This is a genomic window from Microbacterium resistens (assembly GCF_021172025.1).
Classification (GTDB): Bacteria; Actinomycetota; Actinomycetes; order Actinomycetales; family Microbacteriaceae; genus Microbacterium; species Microbacterium resistens.
In genome coordinates, this window is record NZ_CP082781.1 from 2,754,865 (window position 1) to 2,768,391 (window position 13,527).

The 13,527-nt window shown below is 71.4% G+C and carries 16 protein-coding genes and 1 pseudogene; 7 read left to right on the top strand and 10 right to left on the bottom strand.

Features of this window, described 5'->3' with window-relative positions; translation table 11 throughout:
• Window positions 1–90: 90 nt before the first annotated feature.
• The 7 genes from K8F61_RS13005 to K8F61_RS13035 form a co-directional block, all read right to left on the bottom strand.
• Window positions 91–357, bottom strand: a complete 267-nt coding sequence (locus K8F61_RS13005) for a GlsB/YeaQ/YmgE family stress response membrane protein (protein ID WP_067250713.1) — start codon at window positions 355–357, stop codon at window positions 91–93.
• A 50-nt stretch (window positions 358–407) separates the two neighbouring features.
• Entirely contained in the window at window positions 408–614 is a 207-nt protein-coding gene (locus tag K8F61_RS13010) for a CsbD family protein (protein WP_067250716.1), read from the bottom strand.
• Window positions 615–697: 83 nt separating this feature from the next.
• Complete coding sequence (locus tag K8F61_RS13015; RefSeq protein ID WP_231819418.1) at window positions 698–1,312, bottom strand: hypothetical protein; 615 nt, start codon at window positions 1,310–1,312, stop codon at window positions 698–700.
• Entirely contained in the window at window positions 1,309–1,857 is a 549-nt protein-coding gene (locus K8F61_RS13020; protein WP_231819419.1) for a DNA/RNA endonuclease G, read from the bottom strand. The genes K8F61_RS13015 and K8F61_RS13020 overlap by 4 nt, the downstream gene beginning before the upstream one ends.
• Window positions 1,854–2,198 carry a hypothetical protein gene (locus tag K8F61_RS13025; RefSeq protein WP_219086012.1) on the bottom strand — a complete coding sequence of 115 codons (345 nt, stop codon included), beginning with the start codon at window positions 2,196–2,198 and terminating at the stop codon, window positions 1,854–1,856. Before K8F61_RS13025 ends, K8F61_RS13020 begins: the two co-directional genes overlap by 4 nt.
• Window positions 2,195–2,374, bottom strand: a complete 180-nt coding sequence (locus tag K8F61_RS13030; protein WP_231819420.1) for a hypothetical protein — start codon at window positions 2,372–2,374, stop codon at window positions 2,195–2,197. The genes K8F61_RS13025 and K8F61_RS13030 overlap by 4 nt, the downstream gene beginning before the upstream one ends.
• An 8-nt stretch (window positions 2,375–2,382) precedes the next feature.
• Window positions 2,383–2,820, bottom strand: coding sequence for an Asp23/Gls24 family envelope stress response protein (locus K8F61_RS13035; RefSeq protein WP_084344568.1), 438 nt, complete (start codon window positions 2,818–2,820; stop codon window positions 2,383–2,385).
• Between the two features lie 133 nt (window positions 2,821–2,953).
• Between K8F61_RS13035 and K8F61_RS13040 the strand changes: the two genes are divergently transcribed.
• From K8F61_RS13040 to argG, 4 genes are all read left to right on the top strand, one after another.
• On the top strand, window positions 2,954–3,691 hold the full coding sequence (locus K8F61_RS13040) for a Pr6Pr family membrane protein (RefSeq protein WP_231819421.1): 738 nt from the start codon (window positions 2,954–2,956) through the stop codon (window positions 3,689–3,691).
• A gap of 58 nt (window positions 3,692–3,749) precedes the next feature.
• Window positions 3,750–3,986: an AbrB/MazE/SpoVT family DNA-binding domain-containing protein gene (locus K8F61_RS13045; protein ID WP_231819422.1), complete on the top strand. Its 237-nt coding sequence runs from the start codon at window positions 3,750–3,752 to the stop codon at window positions 3,984–3,986.
• Window positions 3,970–4,386: a PIN domain-containing protein gene (locus K8F61_RS13050; protein WP_231819423.1), complete on the top strand. Its 417-nt coding sequence runs from the start codon at window positions 3,970–3,972 to the stop codon at window positions 4,384–4,386. The genes K8F61_RS13045 and K8F61_RS13050 overlap by 17 nt, the downstream gene beginning before the upstream one ends.
• Before the next feature lie 174 nt (window positions 4,387–4,560).
• Window positions 4,561–6,006: an argininosuccinate synthase gene (gene argG / locus K8F61_RS13055; protein WP_231819424.1), complete on the top strand. Its 1,446-nt coding sequence runs from the start codon at window positions 4,561–4,563 to the stop codon at window positions 6,004–6,006.
• Window positions 6,007–6,027: 21 nt separating this feature from the next.
• Here the strand turns inward: argG and K8F61_RS13060 are convergent, their stop codons facing one another.
• The 3 genes and pseudogenes from K8F61_RS13060 to K8F61_RS13065 form a co-directional block, all read right to left on the bottom strand.
• Window positions 6,028–6,963, bottom strand: coding sequence for a HipA domain-containing protein (locus tag K8F61_RS13060; RefSeq protein WP_231819425.1), 936 nt, complete (start codon window positions 6,961–6,963; stop codon window positions 6,028–6,030).
• Between the two features lie 105 nt (window positions 6,964–7,068).
• Window positions 7,069–7,323 (bottom strand): annotated as a pseudogene (locus K8F61_RS19160) (HipA N-terminal domain-containing protein); the annotation flags it as partial.
• Window positions 7,320–7,544 (bottom strand): helix-turn-helix domain-containing protein, encoded by a 225-nt coding sequence (locus tag K8F61_RS13065; protein WP_231819426.1) that lies wholly within the window; start codon window positions 7,542–7,544, stop codon window positions 7,320–7,322. The gene K8F61_RS13065 and the pseudogene K8F61_RS19160, both read right to left, overlap by 4 nt.
• A gap of 157 nt (window positions 7,545–7,701) precedes the next feature.
• Between K8F61_RS13065 and K8F61_RS13070 the strand changes: the two genes are divergently transcribed.
• The 3 genes from K8F61_RS13070 to K8F61_RS13080 are packed head-to-tail and all read left to right on the top strand — an operon-like array spanning window position 7,702 to window position 13,432.
• Window positions 7,702–8,346 carry a TetR/AcrR family transcriptional regulator gene (locus tag K8F61_RS13070; protein WP_231819427.1) on the top strand — a complete coding sequence of 215 codons (645 nt, stop codon included), beginning with the start codon at window positions 7,702–7,704 and terminating at the stop codon, window positions 8,344–8,346.
• Window positions 8,343–11,252, top strand: a complete 2,910-nt coding sequence (locus K8F61_RS13075) for a YhgE/Pip domain-containing protein (protein WP_231819428.1) — start codon at window positions 8,343–8,345, stop codon at window positions 11,250–11,252. Before K8F61_RS13070 ends, K8F61_RS13075 begins: the two co-directional genes overlap by 4 nt.
• Window positions 11,249–13,432, top strand: a complete 2,184-nt coding sequence (locus tag K8F61_RS13080) for a YhgE/Pip domain-containing protein (RefSeq protein WP_231819429.1) — start codon at window positions 11,249–11,251, stop codon at window positions 13,430–13,432. Before K8F61_RS13075 ends, K8F61_RS13080 begins: the two co-directional genes overlap by 4 nt.
• The last annotated feature ends 95 nt before the right edge of the window (window positions 13,433–13,527 follow it).

Consider the following 13,527-nt stretch of genomic DNA (forward strand, 5'->3'; position numbering starts at 1 on the left):
CCGGAACCGGGGCGATGCGCCGTGCGCGCCGCCCCGGTCCCAGCGTGCACCCGCGTCCCCACGCGCGTGCACGCATATGTGCGATCCCCGTCATGCCTTGCTGCGGCGGCCCGTCAGCAGACCGTAGACGAGCAGCACGATCAGCGAGCCGCCGATCGCCAGCGCCCAGGTCGCCAGGCTGAAGAAGGACTGCAGGTCCACGTTGAAGATCAGCCCGCCCAGCCAACCGCCGAGCATCGCTCCGACGACGCCGAGCAGCAGCGTGGCGAACCATCCGCCCGCCTGCTTGCCCGGAAGGATCAGCTTGGCGATCGCGCCGGCGATGAGGCCGAGCAGCAGGAAGCTGAAGAAGCCCATGATTCTCCTCTCTCGCGGGCGGGACGGCCGACGCCGCCCCGCCCGTCCCGTCACTTCTTGAAGGCGTCCTTGACGTTGCGGGCGGCGTCCTCGACGCCGTCCTTCACGTCCTGGCCGGCGTCCTTGAGGTGGCCTTCGGCCTGGTCGGCCTTGCCGCGGGCCTCGAGGTCCTCGTTGCCCGTGGCCTTGCCGATCAGCTCCTCGGCCTTGCCCTTCACCTTGTCCGCGGCCGCTTCGAGCCTGTCCTTCGCACTCATGGGTCTTTCTCCTCTCTTTCGTGCCCCGGCCGTCCGGCCGGGCGTCGTGTCCGCGCCGCAGGGGCGCGTCGTCGTCCCGCGCGTCACCGCACGCGGACGGTCGATCTCCATCCGTCGGTCCAGGACCGGTCCGCCAGGTGCAGCAGCACCGGCATCGGCCGGGACGCCAGGGCGTCCCACTCCTGCGCAGCGCGCTCCGCCGCGCCGACGACCTCCGCCAGGTCCGCGCCGCGGCGCACCCGGACGGCGAGGCGGTATGCGGCCCCGCCGCGCACCCGGTGCACGCGGCCGTGCGCGTCCAGCACGTCCGCGCGCTCGGCGAGCGGCGCGGCGAGCACGCGGTCCGCCACGCGGCGATCCACCTCGGTCCGCCCGAGCGGGGTCCGGTCGGCCACCGCGGTGGCCGACCGGCCCGCGCCGCGGGTCGTCAGGAAGACGATCAGCAGCACGATCAGCACCACCGCGGCTCCCCCGACGATCACCCCCGCGGCCGGGATCCGCACCGTCCCCCCGAACGGTGCGTCCCAGACGGGCAGCGTGCGGAGCAGATCCTCCACGGTGCCCGTCGCCTGCGCCGTCGCCGCCGCGGCCCACGGCGGGCGGACGGTCCACAGGACGATCACGACGCCGGCGACCAGGAGCACGGCGCCGCCGAGCAGCAGCACCACACGGTTCGCGAACCGGTTCGTCGCGTTCATGCGATCACTCCTCTCTGCTCGACCCGCACCCGGACGACCCGGTCGAGGCCGAGGCGCAGCAGAGCGTCGTGCGCCGCCTGTCCGGCGGCGCGCTCGTCGATCGGCACCCCGCTGGTGGGGACGACGTGAACGTCCACCCGCCGGCCCACGACCACGCGAACCTGCGCGCGGGGCAGCACACAGCGTCGTGCGACGGCGTCCGCGGCGGCGTCCGCGAGCACGCCGTCGTCCGCGACGACGGCCAGGCGGGCGCCGCGCAGCGAACGGCGCGCACGCCGTCCGGGGAGGATCGCCAGCAGGACGGCGGCCAGCCCCAGGACCGCCATCGCACCTCCCGCGACCGGGATCCCGATGCGGAGCGCGTCCGCGGGCAGCGGCTCCACGAGCGCGCCCACGGTCCCCGGCCGCACCGCCTCCGCGACCAGCGCGGCCACGAGGGCGACGAGGCCGACGAGCAGCACGACCGCCACCACGACGGCGGAGACGGTGCGCGGGGAGTGCGTCTCCCGGCGCACCGCCCGCCGATAGGTCGTGGCCGTGCTCATCGTGCCCTCCGTGTCGTGATCCTCCGGACGTCCGTGAAGCGCACGTCCACCCGCGCGACCCGCCGATCCGCGAGCTCGCGCAGCCCCTCCATGACGCCGCGGCGCACGTCCTGCGCCCTGGCATCGAACGTGGTGCCGCCCTGCGGCGACAGCACGAGCGGGACCTCCACCGCTACGGCGAGCGCCCCGGCGGCGTCCGAGAGTCGCAGGCCGATGTCCCGCGCCTCCGCGTGCGCCGCGTCGCCGACGAGGGCGGTGGCGAGGTGCCGCAGCGCCTGCGCGCTGACGGTCACCCGCCCCGGCACCTCCGTCGCGACACCGGGCGCGGCGGGGACGGTCATGACGACGACCGCCGCCCGCGGAACACGTCCATCAGCGCCCGCGGGTCCAGCCGGCCCTCGACCATGCGTCCGATCCCCGCGCCCAACAGCAGCGCGGCCGCGACCAGGACGGCGGCCCAGAATCCGAACGCGATCCACGAGAGCGCGAGGACGCCGGCGACCACCGCTCCGGTCATGGTGGGAGTCACTGGACTCGCGCCTCCTCGGCCTGGTCGTCGTCGTCCGAGGGGATGTGCACGTCGTTGATGGTGACGTTGACCTCGGCGACCTCCAGGCCCACGAGCTCGACGATCGCGCGGGAGACCGCGGCGCGGACCCCGTCGGCGATCTTCTGGAGCGACACGGGGTAGTCCGCGACGATCGTGACGTCCGCGGCGACCTGCTTCTCCCCCACCTCGACGCTGACGCCCTGAGCCAGGTCCGTGGAGTTGAGCGCGTCGCGGATGGCGCCCACGACGCGGGCGGCCCCGCCGCCGAGCGCGTGCACGCCGTCCACCTCGCGGGCGGCGATGCCGACGATCTTCGCGACGACGCCCTGCTCGATGACGGTCTTGCCCGCCGGCTGCGCGGCGTTCGCCGGTCCCTGAGACTTGGGCGACGCGGCCACATTCACTTCTGCCATGACGATCTCCTGTTCTCCTCCGCACCGTTCGGTGCCCCTCGCCGTGAACCGGCGACACACCTATGACGGGGCGGAGACGGAATTCGTCACAAATCCGTTCGGGAGAATATCGGCCGCCTCTAAAGTGGGTCCCGTGACCTCCCCCGCCTCCCCCGGCACACGGACCGACGCGAGGACGACGACGCCCTCCACCGTCTGGGCCCTGGTGCGCGGGGCCACCGCCGCCCTCCTCACCGCCGCGATCGTGACGCAGTTGTCCACGACGATCGCGAACACGCTCGCCTCCCCGACGCCGCACGGCGGGCACCTCCCCACCGTGATCGCGAACTTCTTCAGCTACTTCACGATCCTGTCCAACGTCTCCGCCGTGGTCGCCTTCGCGCTCGGCGCCGCATGGCTGTGGGGACGCGGCCGCGACGGCCGCACCGAGCCGGCCTGGCTGGGCGTCCTGCTCGCCTGCGTCGCCACGTACATGATCACGACCGGCATCGTCTACAACGTGCTGCTGCGCAGCGTCTCGGTGGGCGTCACCCAGCCGTGGGTCAACGAGGTGCTGCACGTCGTGGGCCCGGCGGTCCTCCTGCTCGACGTGCTGTTCGCGCCGGGCCGGCGGCGCCTGCCGTGGTCGACCCTCGCCGCGATCGCCGCCTTCCCGATCGTCTGGGCCGTGTACACCCTGCTGCGCGCGAACCTCGTCGTCGCCCCCGCCACCGGAAACCCATGGTGGTATCCGTACCCGTTCCTGGATCCGCACCTCGTGCCGGGCGGGTACCTCGGCGTGGCCGGCTACATCGTCGGCATCGCGGCGGCCATCCTGCTCCTCGGCGCGGGCGTCATCGCCGTCTCCCGCCGCCGCGGTGCGGACGGCTGAGCCCCCGTCTGCACCGTCGCGCCCACCGCGCCTGCCATTGTCGTGGTATCCTTATGGCATGAAGACGACCATGGACAAGGCGGGGCGCATCGTGATCCCCGCGCAGATCCGTGAACGGCTGGGAATGGTGCCGGGTCCGGTGGACATGGTCATCGACGGGAACGGGATCCGGATCGAGATCGAGACGCACGACGATCTGGTGGAGGACGACGACGGACGTCTGGTGATCCGCGCGACCGGCGTGCCGCTCACCACCGAGATGATCCGGGAGATGCGGCTTGCCGATCAGCGCTGACGCCCTCGTCGACACGAGCACTGCCGTCGCGCTGCTGAGCCGGGATCACCCCCATCACTCGGACGTCAAGCGCGCCTGCCGCGATGACGTTCTCGGCCTGGCCGGTCATGCCCTGTTCGAGACCTACTCCGTCCTGACCCGGCTCCCCGGCCCGGCGCGCCTGAGCCATGCCGCCGCACAGACCGCGATCGAGCGCGCCTTCCCCGCCTCGGCGGCCCTGCCCGAGGCCGTCGCCCTGGACGCCGTCGCCACGCTCGTCCGCGCCGGGATCGCCGGCGGATCGGTGTACGACGGGCTCGTCGGCCTGGCGGCGAAGGCTGCGGGGATCCCCCTCCTCTCCTGCGACCGCCGCGCTCTCTCCACATACGCAGCGCTGGGCGTCGACGTCCGCCTGATCTGATCGGGCAGCCTGCGTCACCCGGTCCCGTCGTCCCCTCCCGACGCCCCGGGGAAGACGCAGTGCGCCACACGCGGACATGTGCGCTTCCTGCGGAGGAAGGCGGCCGTTCTCCGCCTACCGAGCGCACTCCTCCGGTCGCAAGAGCGCCGACACGCCGCCGATAGACTGGGAGGCATGTCCAAGGTCCTCCAGTCCCTTCCCGTCGGCGAGCGCGTCGGCATCGCCTTCTCCGGAGGACTCGACACCTCCGTCGCGGTCGCCTGGATGCGCGACAGGGGCGCGGTGCCCTTCACCTACACCGGGGACCTCGGACAGTACGACGAGGACGACATCGCCTCGATCCCGGGGCGGGCACTGGAGTACGGCGCCGAGGCCGCGCGCCTCATCGACGCCAAGACCGCCCTCGTGGAGGAAGGCTTCGTCGCCCTGTCCTGCGGCGCGTTCCACATCCGCTCCGGCGGGAAGACGTACTTCAACACCACGCCGCTCGGACGGGCCGTCACCGGCACCCTCCTCGTGCGCGCGATGAAGGAGGACGGCGTCGACATCTGGGGCGACGGCTCCACCTACAAGGGCAACGACATCGAGCGGTTCTACCGCTACGGCCTGCTCGCGAACCCGCGCCTGCGGATCTACAAGCCGTGGCTGGACGCGGACTTCGTCACCGAGCTCGGCGGGCGCCAGGAGATGAGCGACTGGCTCGTCGCCCACGGGTTCCCCTACCGGGACTCGGCGGAGAAGGCCTACTCGACGGACGCGAACATCTGGGGCGCGACGCACGAGGCGAAGACCCTGGAGCACCTGGACGTGTCCCTGGAGACCGTCGACCCGATCATGGGCGTGAGGTACTGGGACGAGTCGGTCGCGATCGCGGCTGAGGACGTCACCGTGACGTTCGAGGGCGGCCGCCCCGTGGCCATCAACGGCGTCGAGCACAGCGACCCGGTGGCGCTCGTGCGCGAGGCGAACGCGATCGGCGGCCGGCACGGCCTGGGCATGAGCGACCAGATCGAGAACCGGATCATCGAGGCGAAGTCCCGCGGCATCTACGAGGCCCCGGGCATGGCGCTGCTGTTCATCGCCTACGAGCGCCTGGTCAACGGCATCCTGAACGAGGACACGCTCGCCACCTATCACGAGCAGGGACGGCGCCTGGGTCGCCTCATGTACGAGGGCCGCTGGCTGGAGCCGCAGTCCCTCATGCTGCGCGAGTCGATCCAGCGCTGGGTCGGATCCACCATCTCCGGCACGGTCACGCTGCGCCTGCGCCGCGGCGACGACTGGACGATCCTCGACACCGTCTCCCCGAACCTGTCCTACGGACCGGAGAAGCTCTCGATGGAGCGGGTCGGCGACGCGGCGTTCGGCCCGGTCGACCGCATCGGCCAGCTCACCATGCGCAACCTCGACATCGCCGACTCGCGCGCCCGCCTGGAGCAGTACGCGGGTCTGGGCCTGGTCGGCGGCGCCACGGGCGAGCTCGTCGGGCGCGTCACCGCGGGGGAGTCGACGGAGATCGCGGGCGCCGTGGAGGGGTCGGTCAGCGCCGCGGACGCCGACCTCGCCGACGCGGTGGACGCCGCGTCGGAGGGCGCGGCCTTCGACACCGGCACCGACTGAGCCCTGGCGGGCGGCCGAGACTCATCGACCCGGAGATGCCCAACCGCGCTGCTCGGCGTACTCCGAGATGCTCTCGACCATGACGTCGATGAACTCATGGTTGCCGAGGCTGACCCGCGCGAGATCGGCCGCGCGCCGATAGGCGTCGACGATCCCGGTCGTGATCTCGGTCACCCGGTCGAACGCTCGCCCTTCGTCGATGCCCAGCCGCCGCCCGGCCCGCACCAGCAGCCCGGCGGTGACGCCGGACGCCCGGTACTCTCCCTCCACCGACATCGCGAGCTTCGGCTCCCGACCCTGAGGTGTCGGGTAGGGCGCGTGGCTGCCGAGATCGTAGAGGGGCGCAAGGGTGGCTCGGTCACCATTGAGGAGAAGCGAGTAGTTCTTGGCGTGGGCGTCCGTCCCCAACGCCGCCGCGTTGAAGACGACGGCATCGAAGAACCGCTCCGAGTTCGCCCTCACGTCCCGCGCCTGCGGGATGGTCGCGAAGAGCTGACCGATCGTCGCGATTCCGGGCCCGCCATCAGATTGGTACTTCTTCTCCGGCGGGATCGCCAGGGCCTGGCAAAGGTCCTCCTGGTGAAGCCGTACCCATCGACCATCGACCTGTCGCCTGTCGTACCGCACCGACACCAACGCACGGTCCCCCCGCGAGGTCGTCAGGACGAAGTCCTCGGCGACATCGAGGTCGAGGTCCCTGGCCGCCGCCATCGTCATGAACTCGTTGATGTCGTGATCCGAGTACGGAGGAACCGCCGGCTTGAGGATGTGCGTCGTCGGTGTCGAGTCGTTGGGCACGCCCCACTCACCCGTTTCGGAGCGGAAGAGAGCGATCTTCGGCTGAGCACCGGCCAGGCTCCAACGAATGTCGGCGTTGTGACGGCGCCCCCACTCCGCCCTGTTCGCGATCACGTCCGCGACCACCGCCGCCAACTGATCATCGTCGATCGCCGACACGTCGCCTCGACGGACCGCCGCATCCGCGCTGGCCTCCCCTTCAGGGAGGATCTGCACGGCGCCGGCCGCGTCTTTCCCCATGTGGGCGAGAAGCGCGAACGGATTGCGCGGCGAGACGCCGAACTGGCGACCGAGCTCTTCGAGTCTCGCTGCGCTGTCGGGAAGCAAGCCCTGAAGGAACGTGCGCGTGGGTCGGCTCTTGTGGTTGGGCACGACCAGCGGCAGCGACAGCGACAGGGGCGTCGCTCCGCGAGTCCCCCAGTATCCGGGCACATAGGAGAAGGTGACGTTCCCGCCTCCGCCTTGGCGGAGCGTTCCGATCCGCGTGCCGTCGAGAAAGACCGCGAGATCGTCGCTCATATCGGCCCGTCCCCTTGGACGATCAGCTCGAGTTCGAGTTCGCGATACACACGCATCATCCGGGCGACGGTGACGTTGGGGGCGCCGGTCTCGAACCTGGCCAGCCAGTCGCGCGTCACCCCGGCGCGCTCCGCGAGTTCGCGTTGACTGAGCCCGAGGGCCTCTCGACGGGCTGCGGCAACGATCCCGAAGTCGATCGTACGCTGGACCTCCGCCTTCATCGGACCTCCTTGTGGGATAAATGACACACTACTCGCTGTGCGATCTATCCCATAAGCACACATGTGGGATAGATTACGCATGCCCGCACCGGCGCCCTTCCTTCGAGTTGCCTGAAGAAACTTGCACACTGTCGTGCAGGTTACTTAGCATGGGGGCGTGACCGACACCCCTGCCCCTCGCCGCCTGCGCCGCGACGCGGCGGAGAACCGAGCGGGCATCCTCGCCGCCGCCACCCGTGCCCTCGCGGTGGACCCGCACGCCTCCGTCGACCAGATCGCCCGCGCGGCAGGCCTCAGCCGCCGCGCGCTGTACGGGCACTTCGACGACCGCGGAGCCCTCGTCAGCGAGCTCATCCGGCAGGGCGCCCAGCGCTTCAACGCCATCGCGGAGGAGGTCCACGACGACGACTCCCGGGTGGCCCTCGCACGGCTGACCACGGAGCTCTGGCACGAGGCGGCGCACGTGCAGGTCGCCGCCGCGATCGCCCTCGACGAGGCCCACGTCGAGGAGACCGCCGCAGCCCTCGCGCCCCTGCGTCGCGTGGTGGCCGGGATCGTGCGCCGCGGGCAGGACGCCGCGCAGCTGCGCACCGACATCGCCGCGCCGACGCTGGCCCGGCTCATCGAGGAGACGGCGAGGACCGTCGTGACCCGCACCGACCCGTCCTCGACCGCCGCGGCCGACATCGCGGTGCGGGCCGTCCTGAGCATCGCCGGGCTGTCGTGGCGGGAGGCCGAGACCCTCCTCGCCGCCCACCCGGAACTGACCGCCGCACCCGCAGCCCCGACGGACGCCGCATGACCATACGCACCCCGAACGCGTGGAGCGTCTTCCGCCGCGACGCGGGCCGGCTCGCCCGGCAGAGCAAGGCCTGGATCATCATCCTCGGCGTCATCGTGACGCCGTCGCTGTACGCCTGGTTCAACATCGTCGCGTTCTGGGATCCGTACTCGAACACGCAGCACGTGAGCGTCGCCATCGTGAACGAGGACCAGGGGGCCACGTCCGAGCTCACCGGGGACATCGATGTCGGCGGCGAGCTCGTCGCCCAGCTGAAGGAGAACGACCAGCTCGGCTGGGAGTTCGTGGACGAGGACGAGGCGATGGACGCGGTCCGCAGCGGACGCAGCTACGCGGCGATCGTCATCCCCGCGGACTTCAGCCGCGACTTCGTGAGCATCACGACCGGCGACTTCACGCGTCCGGAGCTGCAGTACTTCGTGAACGAGAAGGCGAACGCGATCGCGCCCAAGATCACCGACGTCGGCGCCTCGACCCTCGACACGCAGATCAACGGCACCTTCGTGTCCGTGGTCGCGGAGGCCGTGACCACCCAGCTGAAGAACGCGGGCGAGGACGCGGAGCACCGCCTGGGCGACGCGCGCGACACCACCGTCACCGCGCTCGACGACGCCGTCGGAAAGGTCGGCACCGCACGCCAGCGGATCACCGAGCTGTCGAGCGGCCTGACGGACGCGCAGGGCCGGCTGGACAACGCGGCCGCGACCCTCGGCGACATCGACGCCACCCTCGGCGAGGTGCAGGAGGCCGTGGCGCAGGCGCAGTCCATCGCGGCGGAGGCCCAGCAGGAGCTGTTCACCGTCACCGACCGGGTGACCTCCGCGTACGTCTCGGGCGCGACCCTGCTCGCCGAGGCCTCCGCCAAGATGAACGCCTCGATCGCGAAGCTCGCCGCGGGCCTGCAGCAGGCGAACGTCGCGGTGGGCACCGCGATCGACGACCTCACCGCGGTCGTGGACGCCAACGCGAAGGCCCTGGCGGAGCTCCAGGAGATCCTCGAGGAGACCGACCCCGGCTCCGACGCGGCGAAGCGGCTCACCGCGGCGATCGACGCGCTGCAGGAGCGCAACGCCGGCGACCGCGCGCTGCTCGACCAGCTCACGCAGCTCAACGCCGACGTGTCGACGACCATCGCGTCGGTGCAGTCGGCGGCGGATGCGGTCGACTCCGCCGTCGGCACGGCCGCGACCTCGGCCGGCGCGATCCGCGACGCGCTGCGGCAGAGCGTCCCCGCCCTCAACCACGCGATGTCGGCGCTCTCGGCCAGTGCGGACGCGTTCTCCTCCGCCCTCGGCGCCCAGCGCACCCAGATCGTCCAGGCGCAGAGCCTGCTGGGAAACCTCAAGGGGCAGCTCGCCGCCACCACGGCCGCGCTCGCCTCACTGGACGGGAACCTCGCCACGGCGCAGTCCGGGCTCGGCGGGGTGCGCGCCGACGTCCTGGCCCTCAGCGCGGCGGACGTGTGGAACCGGCTCGGCACCCTCACCGGCCTCGACGCGGACCAGATCTCGCGCTTCATGGCGTCCCCCGTCGAGGTCCATGAGAACGTCGTCTTCCCCACGGCGGCCTACGGCTCCGCCATGGCCGCGCTGTTCACGAACCTGTCGCTGTGGATCGGCGCGTTCGTCCTGATGGTCATCATGCGCTTGGAGGTCGACACCGAGGGCGTGGAGGGGGTCTCGGTTCGTCAGGCGTATCTCGGCCGCTGGATGCTGCTCGCCTCGATCGCGGTGTTCCAGGCCGTGCTCGTGTGCGTCGGCAACCTCGTCATCGGGGTCCAGACGGCGAACGCGTTCGCGTTCGTCGGCACGGGCGTGCTCATCGGCCTGGCCTACCTCAGCATCATCTACGCCCTGTCCGTGTGCTTCGGCTACGTCGGCAAGGGGCTGTGCATCCTGCTGGTGATCTTCCAGATCCCCGGCGCATCCGGCCTGTACCCGATCGAGATGATGCCGGACTTCTTCCGCGGGCTCTATCCGTTCCTCCCCTTCACGTACGGGATCGACGCGCTGAGGGAGACGATCAGCGGCTTCTACGGCGGACACTACTGGCGGTTCCTCGGGGCCCTGGCCGTCTTCGTCGTGCTCGCCTTCGTGCTCGGGCTGTTCCTCCGCCGGCGCCTCGGGAACTTCGCGCTACTGTTCAACCGGCGCCTCGCCGAGAGCCAGCTGCTCGTGAGCGAGGACGTGCAGATCACGGGCCGGCGCCGCACGCCCGAGATCATCCGCGCCCTCACCGACGGCGACGGCTACCGCGCGGAGGTCGCGGTCCGGGCACGACGGTTCACCGACCGGTACCCGACGCTGCTGCGCCTGACCCTGATCGTCGGCGCCGGGGTCATGGCGGTGCTCGGCGTCATCGCCTGGCTGGTCCCGGACGCGAAGGCCCCGATGCTCGGCCTGTGGGCCCTGTGGTGCCTGATCCTCATCGCCTTCCTCGTGACGCTGGAGTACGTCAGGCAGAGCATCCAGCAGGCGGCCGAGATCGGCGAGATGCCCGAGGCCGAGCTGCGGGACGCGCTGGTCGCCGAGAGCGCTCGGGACACGCTGCTGCTGCCCGTGGGGGCGGCGGCCGCCGGGGGGACCGCCGCCGCGCTCGACGTGCCCGCCGGGGAGCACCGGGCCTCGGCCCGTGACGAGCCCGCGGAGGCGGAAGAGGAGCCCGCGGAGGGGACGGCCGTCCTCGACGCGCTGTTCGCCGACGGCGCGGACACGGACGCGGAGGCCCCGGCCGACGACGACGCGGAGACCGGTACGGACGCGAAGTCCGTGCCCTCACCCGATCCCGATCCGCCCGCGACGACGCCGATCGCCGCCCCCGCGGACACGGTGGAGCAGGAGACCGAGGAGATCGGGACGCCCGAGGACGCGGTCCCGGGTCGCGAGGACGGGGAGGAGACGAGATGAGGAACATCCTCCGCCTGTTCCGGCACGACCTGCACCGCGCCACCGGGAGCGTCATGACGGTGATCGTGCTCTTCGGCCTGGTCGTCATCCCCTCGCTGTTCACCTGGTTCAACGTCATCGCGAGCTGGAACCCCTTCGGCAACACCAGGAACCTCACCGTCGCCGTCGCCAACACGGACGACGGCTTCCAGAGCGATCTCATCCCGCTGCGCATCAACGTCGGCGAGCAGGTGGTGTCGGCGCTGCGCGCGAACAAGGACCTCGACTGGGTGATCACCTCCGAGGAGGACGCGATCGACGGCACCGAGTCCGGCGAGTACTACGCCGCGATCGTGCTCCCGCCGACCTTCAGCGCCGACATGATGACCTTCTACGCCGACGGGTCCGAGCGCACCCGGATCGAGTACTACACGAACGAGAAGAAGAACGCCCTCGCCCCGAAGATCACCGAGCAGGGCGCGGGCGAGGTCTCCACCAGCATCAACGAGGTGTTCACCGAGACCCTGGGCGAGGCGGCGCTGAACATCATCACGTCGCTGTCGTCCTTCCTCGACGACGCGGACACCCAGGCCGTGCTCTCCCGGCTCCAGGCCCACGTCGGCGAGGTGTCGGCGCAACTGCGCGCGGGCGCGTCCACCGCCGACATGTTCACCTCGCTGATCGCCTCCAGCCGCCCGCTCGTCGACAGCGCGGGGCAGCTCGTCGAGGGCTCCGGCGCCGCGCTCCGCGACGCGACCGGCGCCCTGGGAGCGGGCAAGGCGGCCGCGCAGGAGCTGAAGGACGTGCTCGCCACGACCACGGCCGCGCTCGGCGACGCCCTCGCCGGCACCTCCGAGAGCTATCAGGCCGTCGCGGACAGCATCGACCAGGTCTACGCCGCGATGGACGCGCAGTCCGCCACCACCGCCGACGCCCTGCGGGCCGCGGCCGCGCGCGTCCAGACCCAGATCGACCAGCACCGGACGCTGCGCGACGACCTCGTCCAGAACGTCCGCCCGCTCCTCCCCGAGGCGGCGCGAGGGCCGCTCGACCAGGTGGTCTCCCGGATCGACGCCGCCATCGCCCGGGAGCAGGCCCTGCACGACCGGCTGGAGGAGGCCGCGACGCGGGTCACGGACAGCAACGCCGAGAGCCAGGCCGCTCACGCCGAGATCAGCGGACTGGTCGCCGAGGCCAAAGCCGCGGTCGACGACGCCCGCGACGCCTACACGGGAAGCCTGCAGCCGAAGCTCGACGCGCTGGCCGACACGCTGTCCGTCATCGGCGGGAACATCGACGCGATCGGCGCCGACCTCTCCTCGGTGGCCGCGTCCCTCTCCGGATCCGACTCCCTGAGCACCGCTCTCACCAACGCCGAGACGCTGACCACGGGGATCTCCGCGTCCCTCTCCGAGACCGCGGGCCGTTTCGACGCGCTCTCCGCCGCGCTGGGCAAGGCCATCGACACGGGCGACCTCACCGAGCTCACCGATGTGATCGGCGCGGACCCGAAGGCGCTCGCGACCCACCTCGCCCAGCCCGTGGCCCTGGAACGGGTCCCCGTCTTCTCGGTCGTCAGCTTCGGCGCGGCGATGACGCCCCTCTACACCGTGCTCGCGCTCTGGGTCGGGGCCCTGCTCATCTCCGTGTCGATCCGCGTGGACCCGCCCCAGGGCGCGGGGACCGACCTCCCCGCACTCTCCCCGGCGCAGACGTACCTCGGGCGCTTCGGCGTCTTCGCCCTCGTCGGGTTCCTGCAGAGCTCGCTCGTGTGCCTCGGCAGCGTACTGTTCACCCAGGTCCAGCCGGCGCACCCGTTCCTGCTGATCCTGGCCGGATGGGTCATGTCCCTGGTGTTCACGCTGATCGTCTACACCTTCGTCGTCACGTTCGGAAACGCCGGCAAGGCCCTCGCCGTGCTGCTCCTGGTCGTCCAGATCTCCAGCTCCGGCGGCGCCTACCCGCTGCAGGTGCTGCCGGAGTGGTTCCAGGGCGTCAGCCCGTTCCTCCCCGCCACCCACGCGGTCAACGCGATGCGCTCGGCGATCGCGGGGATCTACGAGAACGACTACTGGGTCTCGCTCGGCTCCCTCGCGCTGTTCGCGGTGCCCGCGCTGCTGCTCGGCCTGGTGCTGCGCCTTCCGCTCATCGGGTTCAACCAGAAGCTGCTGCGGGCCCTGGAGTCCACCCGCCTCATGTGAGGCCCCACGGCGTCCGCTCCCGGGCGGCTCAGGGGCCGCGCGCTAGGATGCGAGGGCATCTCCTCGCAGAGACCCGCGAACCCGAATCGTGGGAC

What these genes read in the sequence shown, in the direction of transcription:
- K8F61_RS13005 (WP_067250713.1), bottom strand. Translation starts at nt 357, where the DNA reads ATGGGCTTCTTCAGCTTCCTGCTGCTCGGCCTCATCGCCGGCGCGATC.
- K8F61_RS13010 (WP_067250716.1), bottom strand. Translation starts at nt 614, where the DNA reads ATGAGTGCGAAGGACAGGCTCGAAGCGGCCGCGGACAAGGTGAAGGGC.
- K8F61_RS13015 (WP_231819418.1), bottom strand. Translation starts at nt 1,312, where the DNA reads ATGAACGCGACGAACCGGTTCGCGAACCGTGTGGTGCTGCTGCTCGGC.
- K8F61_RS13020 (WP_231819419.1), bottom strand. Translation starts at nt 1,857, where the DNA reads ATGAGCACGGCCACGACCTATCGGCGGGCGGTGCGCCGGGAGACGCAC.
- K8F61_RS13025 (WP_219086012.1), bottom strand. Translation starts at nt 2,198, where the DNA reads ATGACCGTCCCCGCCGCGCCCGGTGTCGCGACGGAGGTGCCGGGGCGG.
- K8F61_RS13030 (WP_231819420.1), bottom strand. Translation starts at nt 2,374, where the DNA reads ATGACCGGAGCGGTGGTCGCCGGCGTCCTCGCGCTCTCGTGGATCGCG.
- K8F61_RS13035 (WP_084344568.1), bottom strand. Translation starts at nt 2,820, where the DNA reads ATGGCAGAAGTGAATGTGGCCGCGTCGCCCAAGTCTCAGGGACCGGCG.
- K8F61_RS13045 (WP_231819422.1), top strand. Translation starts at nt 3,750, where the DNA reads ATGAAGACGACCATGGACAAGGCGGGGCGCATCGTGATCCCCGCGCAG.
- argG (WP_231819424.1), top strand. Translation starts at nt 4,561, where the DNA reads ATGTCCAAGGTCCTCCAGTCCCTTCCCGTCGGCGAGCGCGTCGGCATC.
- K8F61_RS13065 (WP_231819426.1), bottom strand. Translation starts at nt 7,544, where the DNA reads ATGAAGGCGGAGGTCCAGCGTACGATCGACTTCGGGATCGTTGCCGCA.
- K8F61_RS13075 (WP_231819428.1), top strand. Translation starts at nt 8,343, where the DNA reads ATGACCATACGCACCCCGAACGCGTGGAGCGTCTTCCGCCGCGACGCG.
- K8F61_RS13080 (WP_231819429.1), top strand. Translation starts at nt 11,249, where the DNA reads ATGAGGAACATCCTCCGCCTGTTCCGGCACGACCTGCACCGCGCCACC.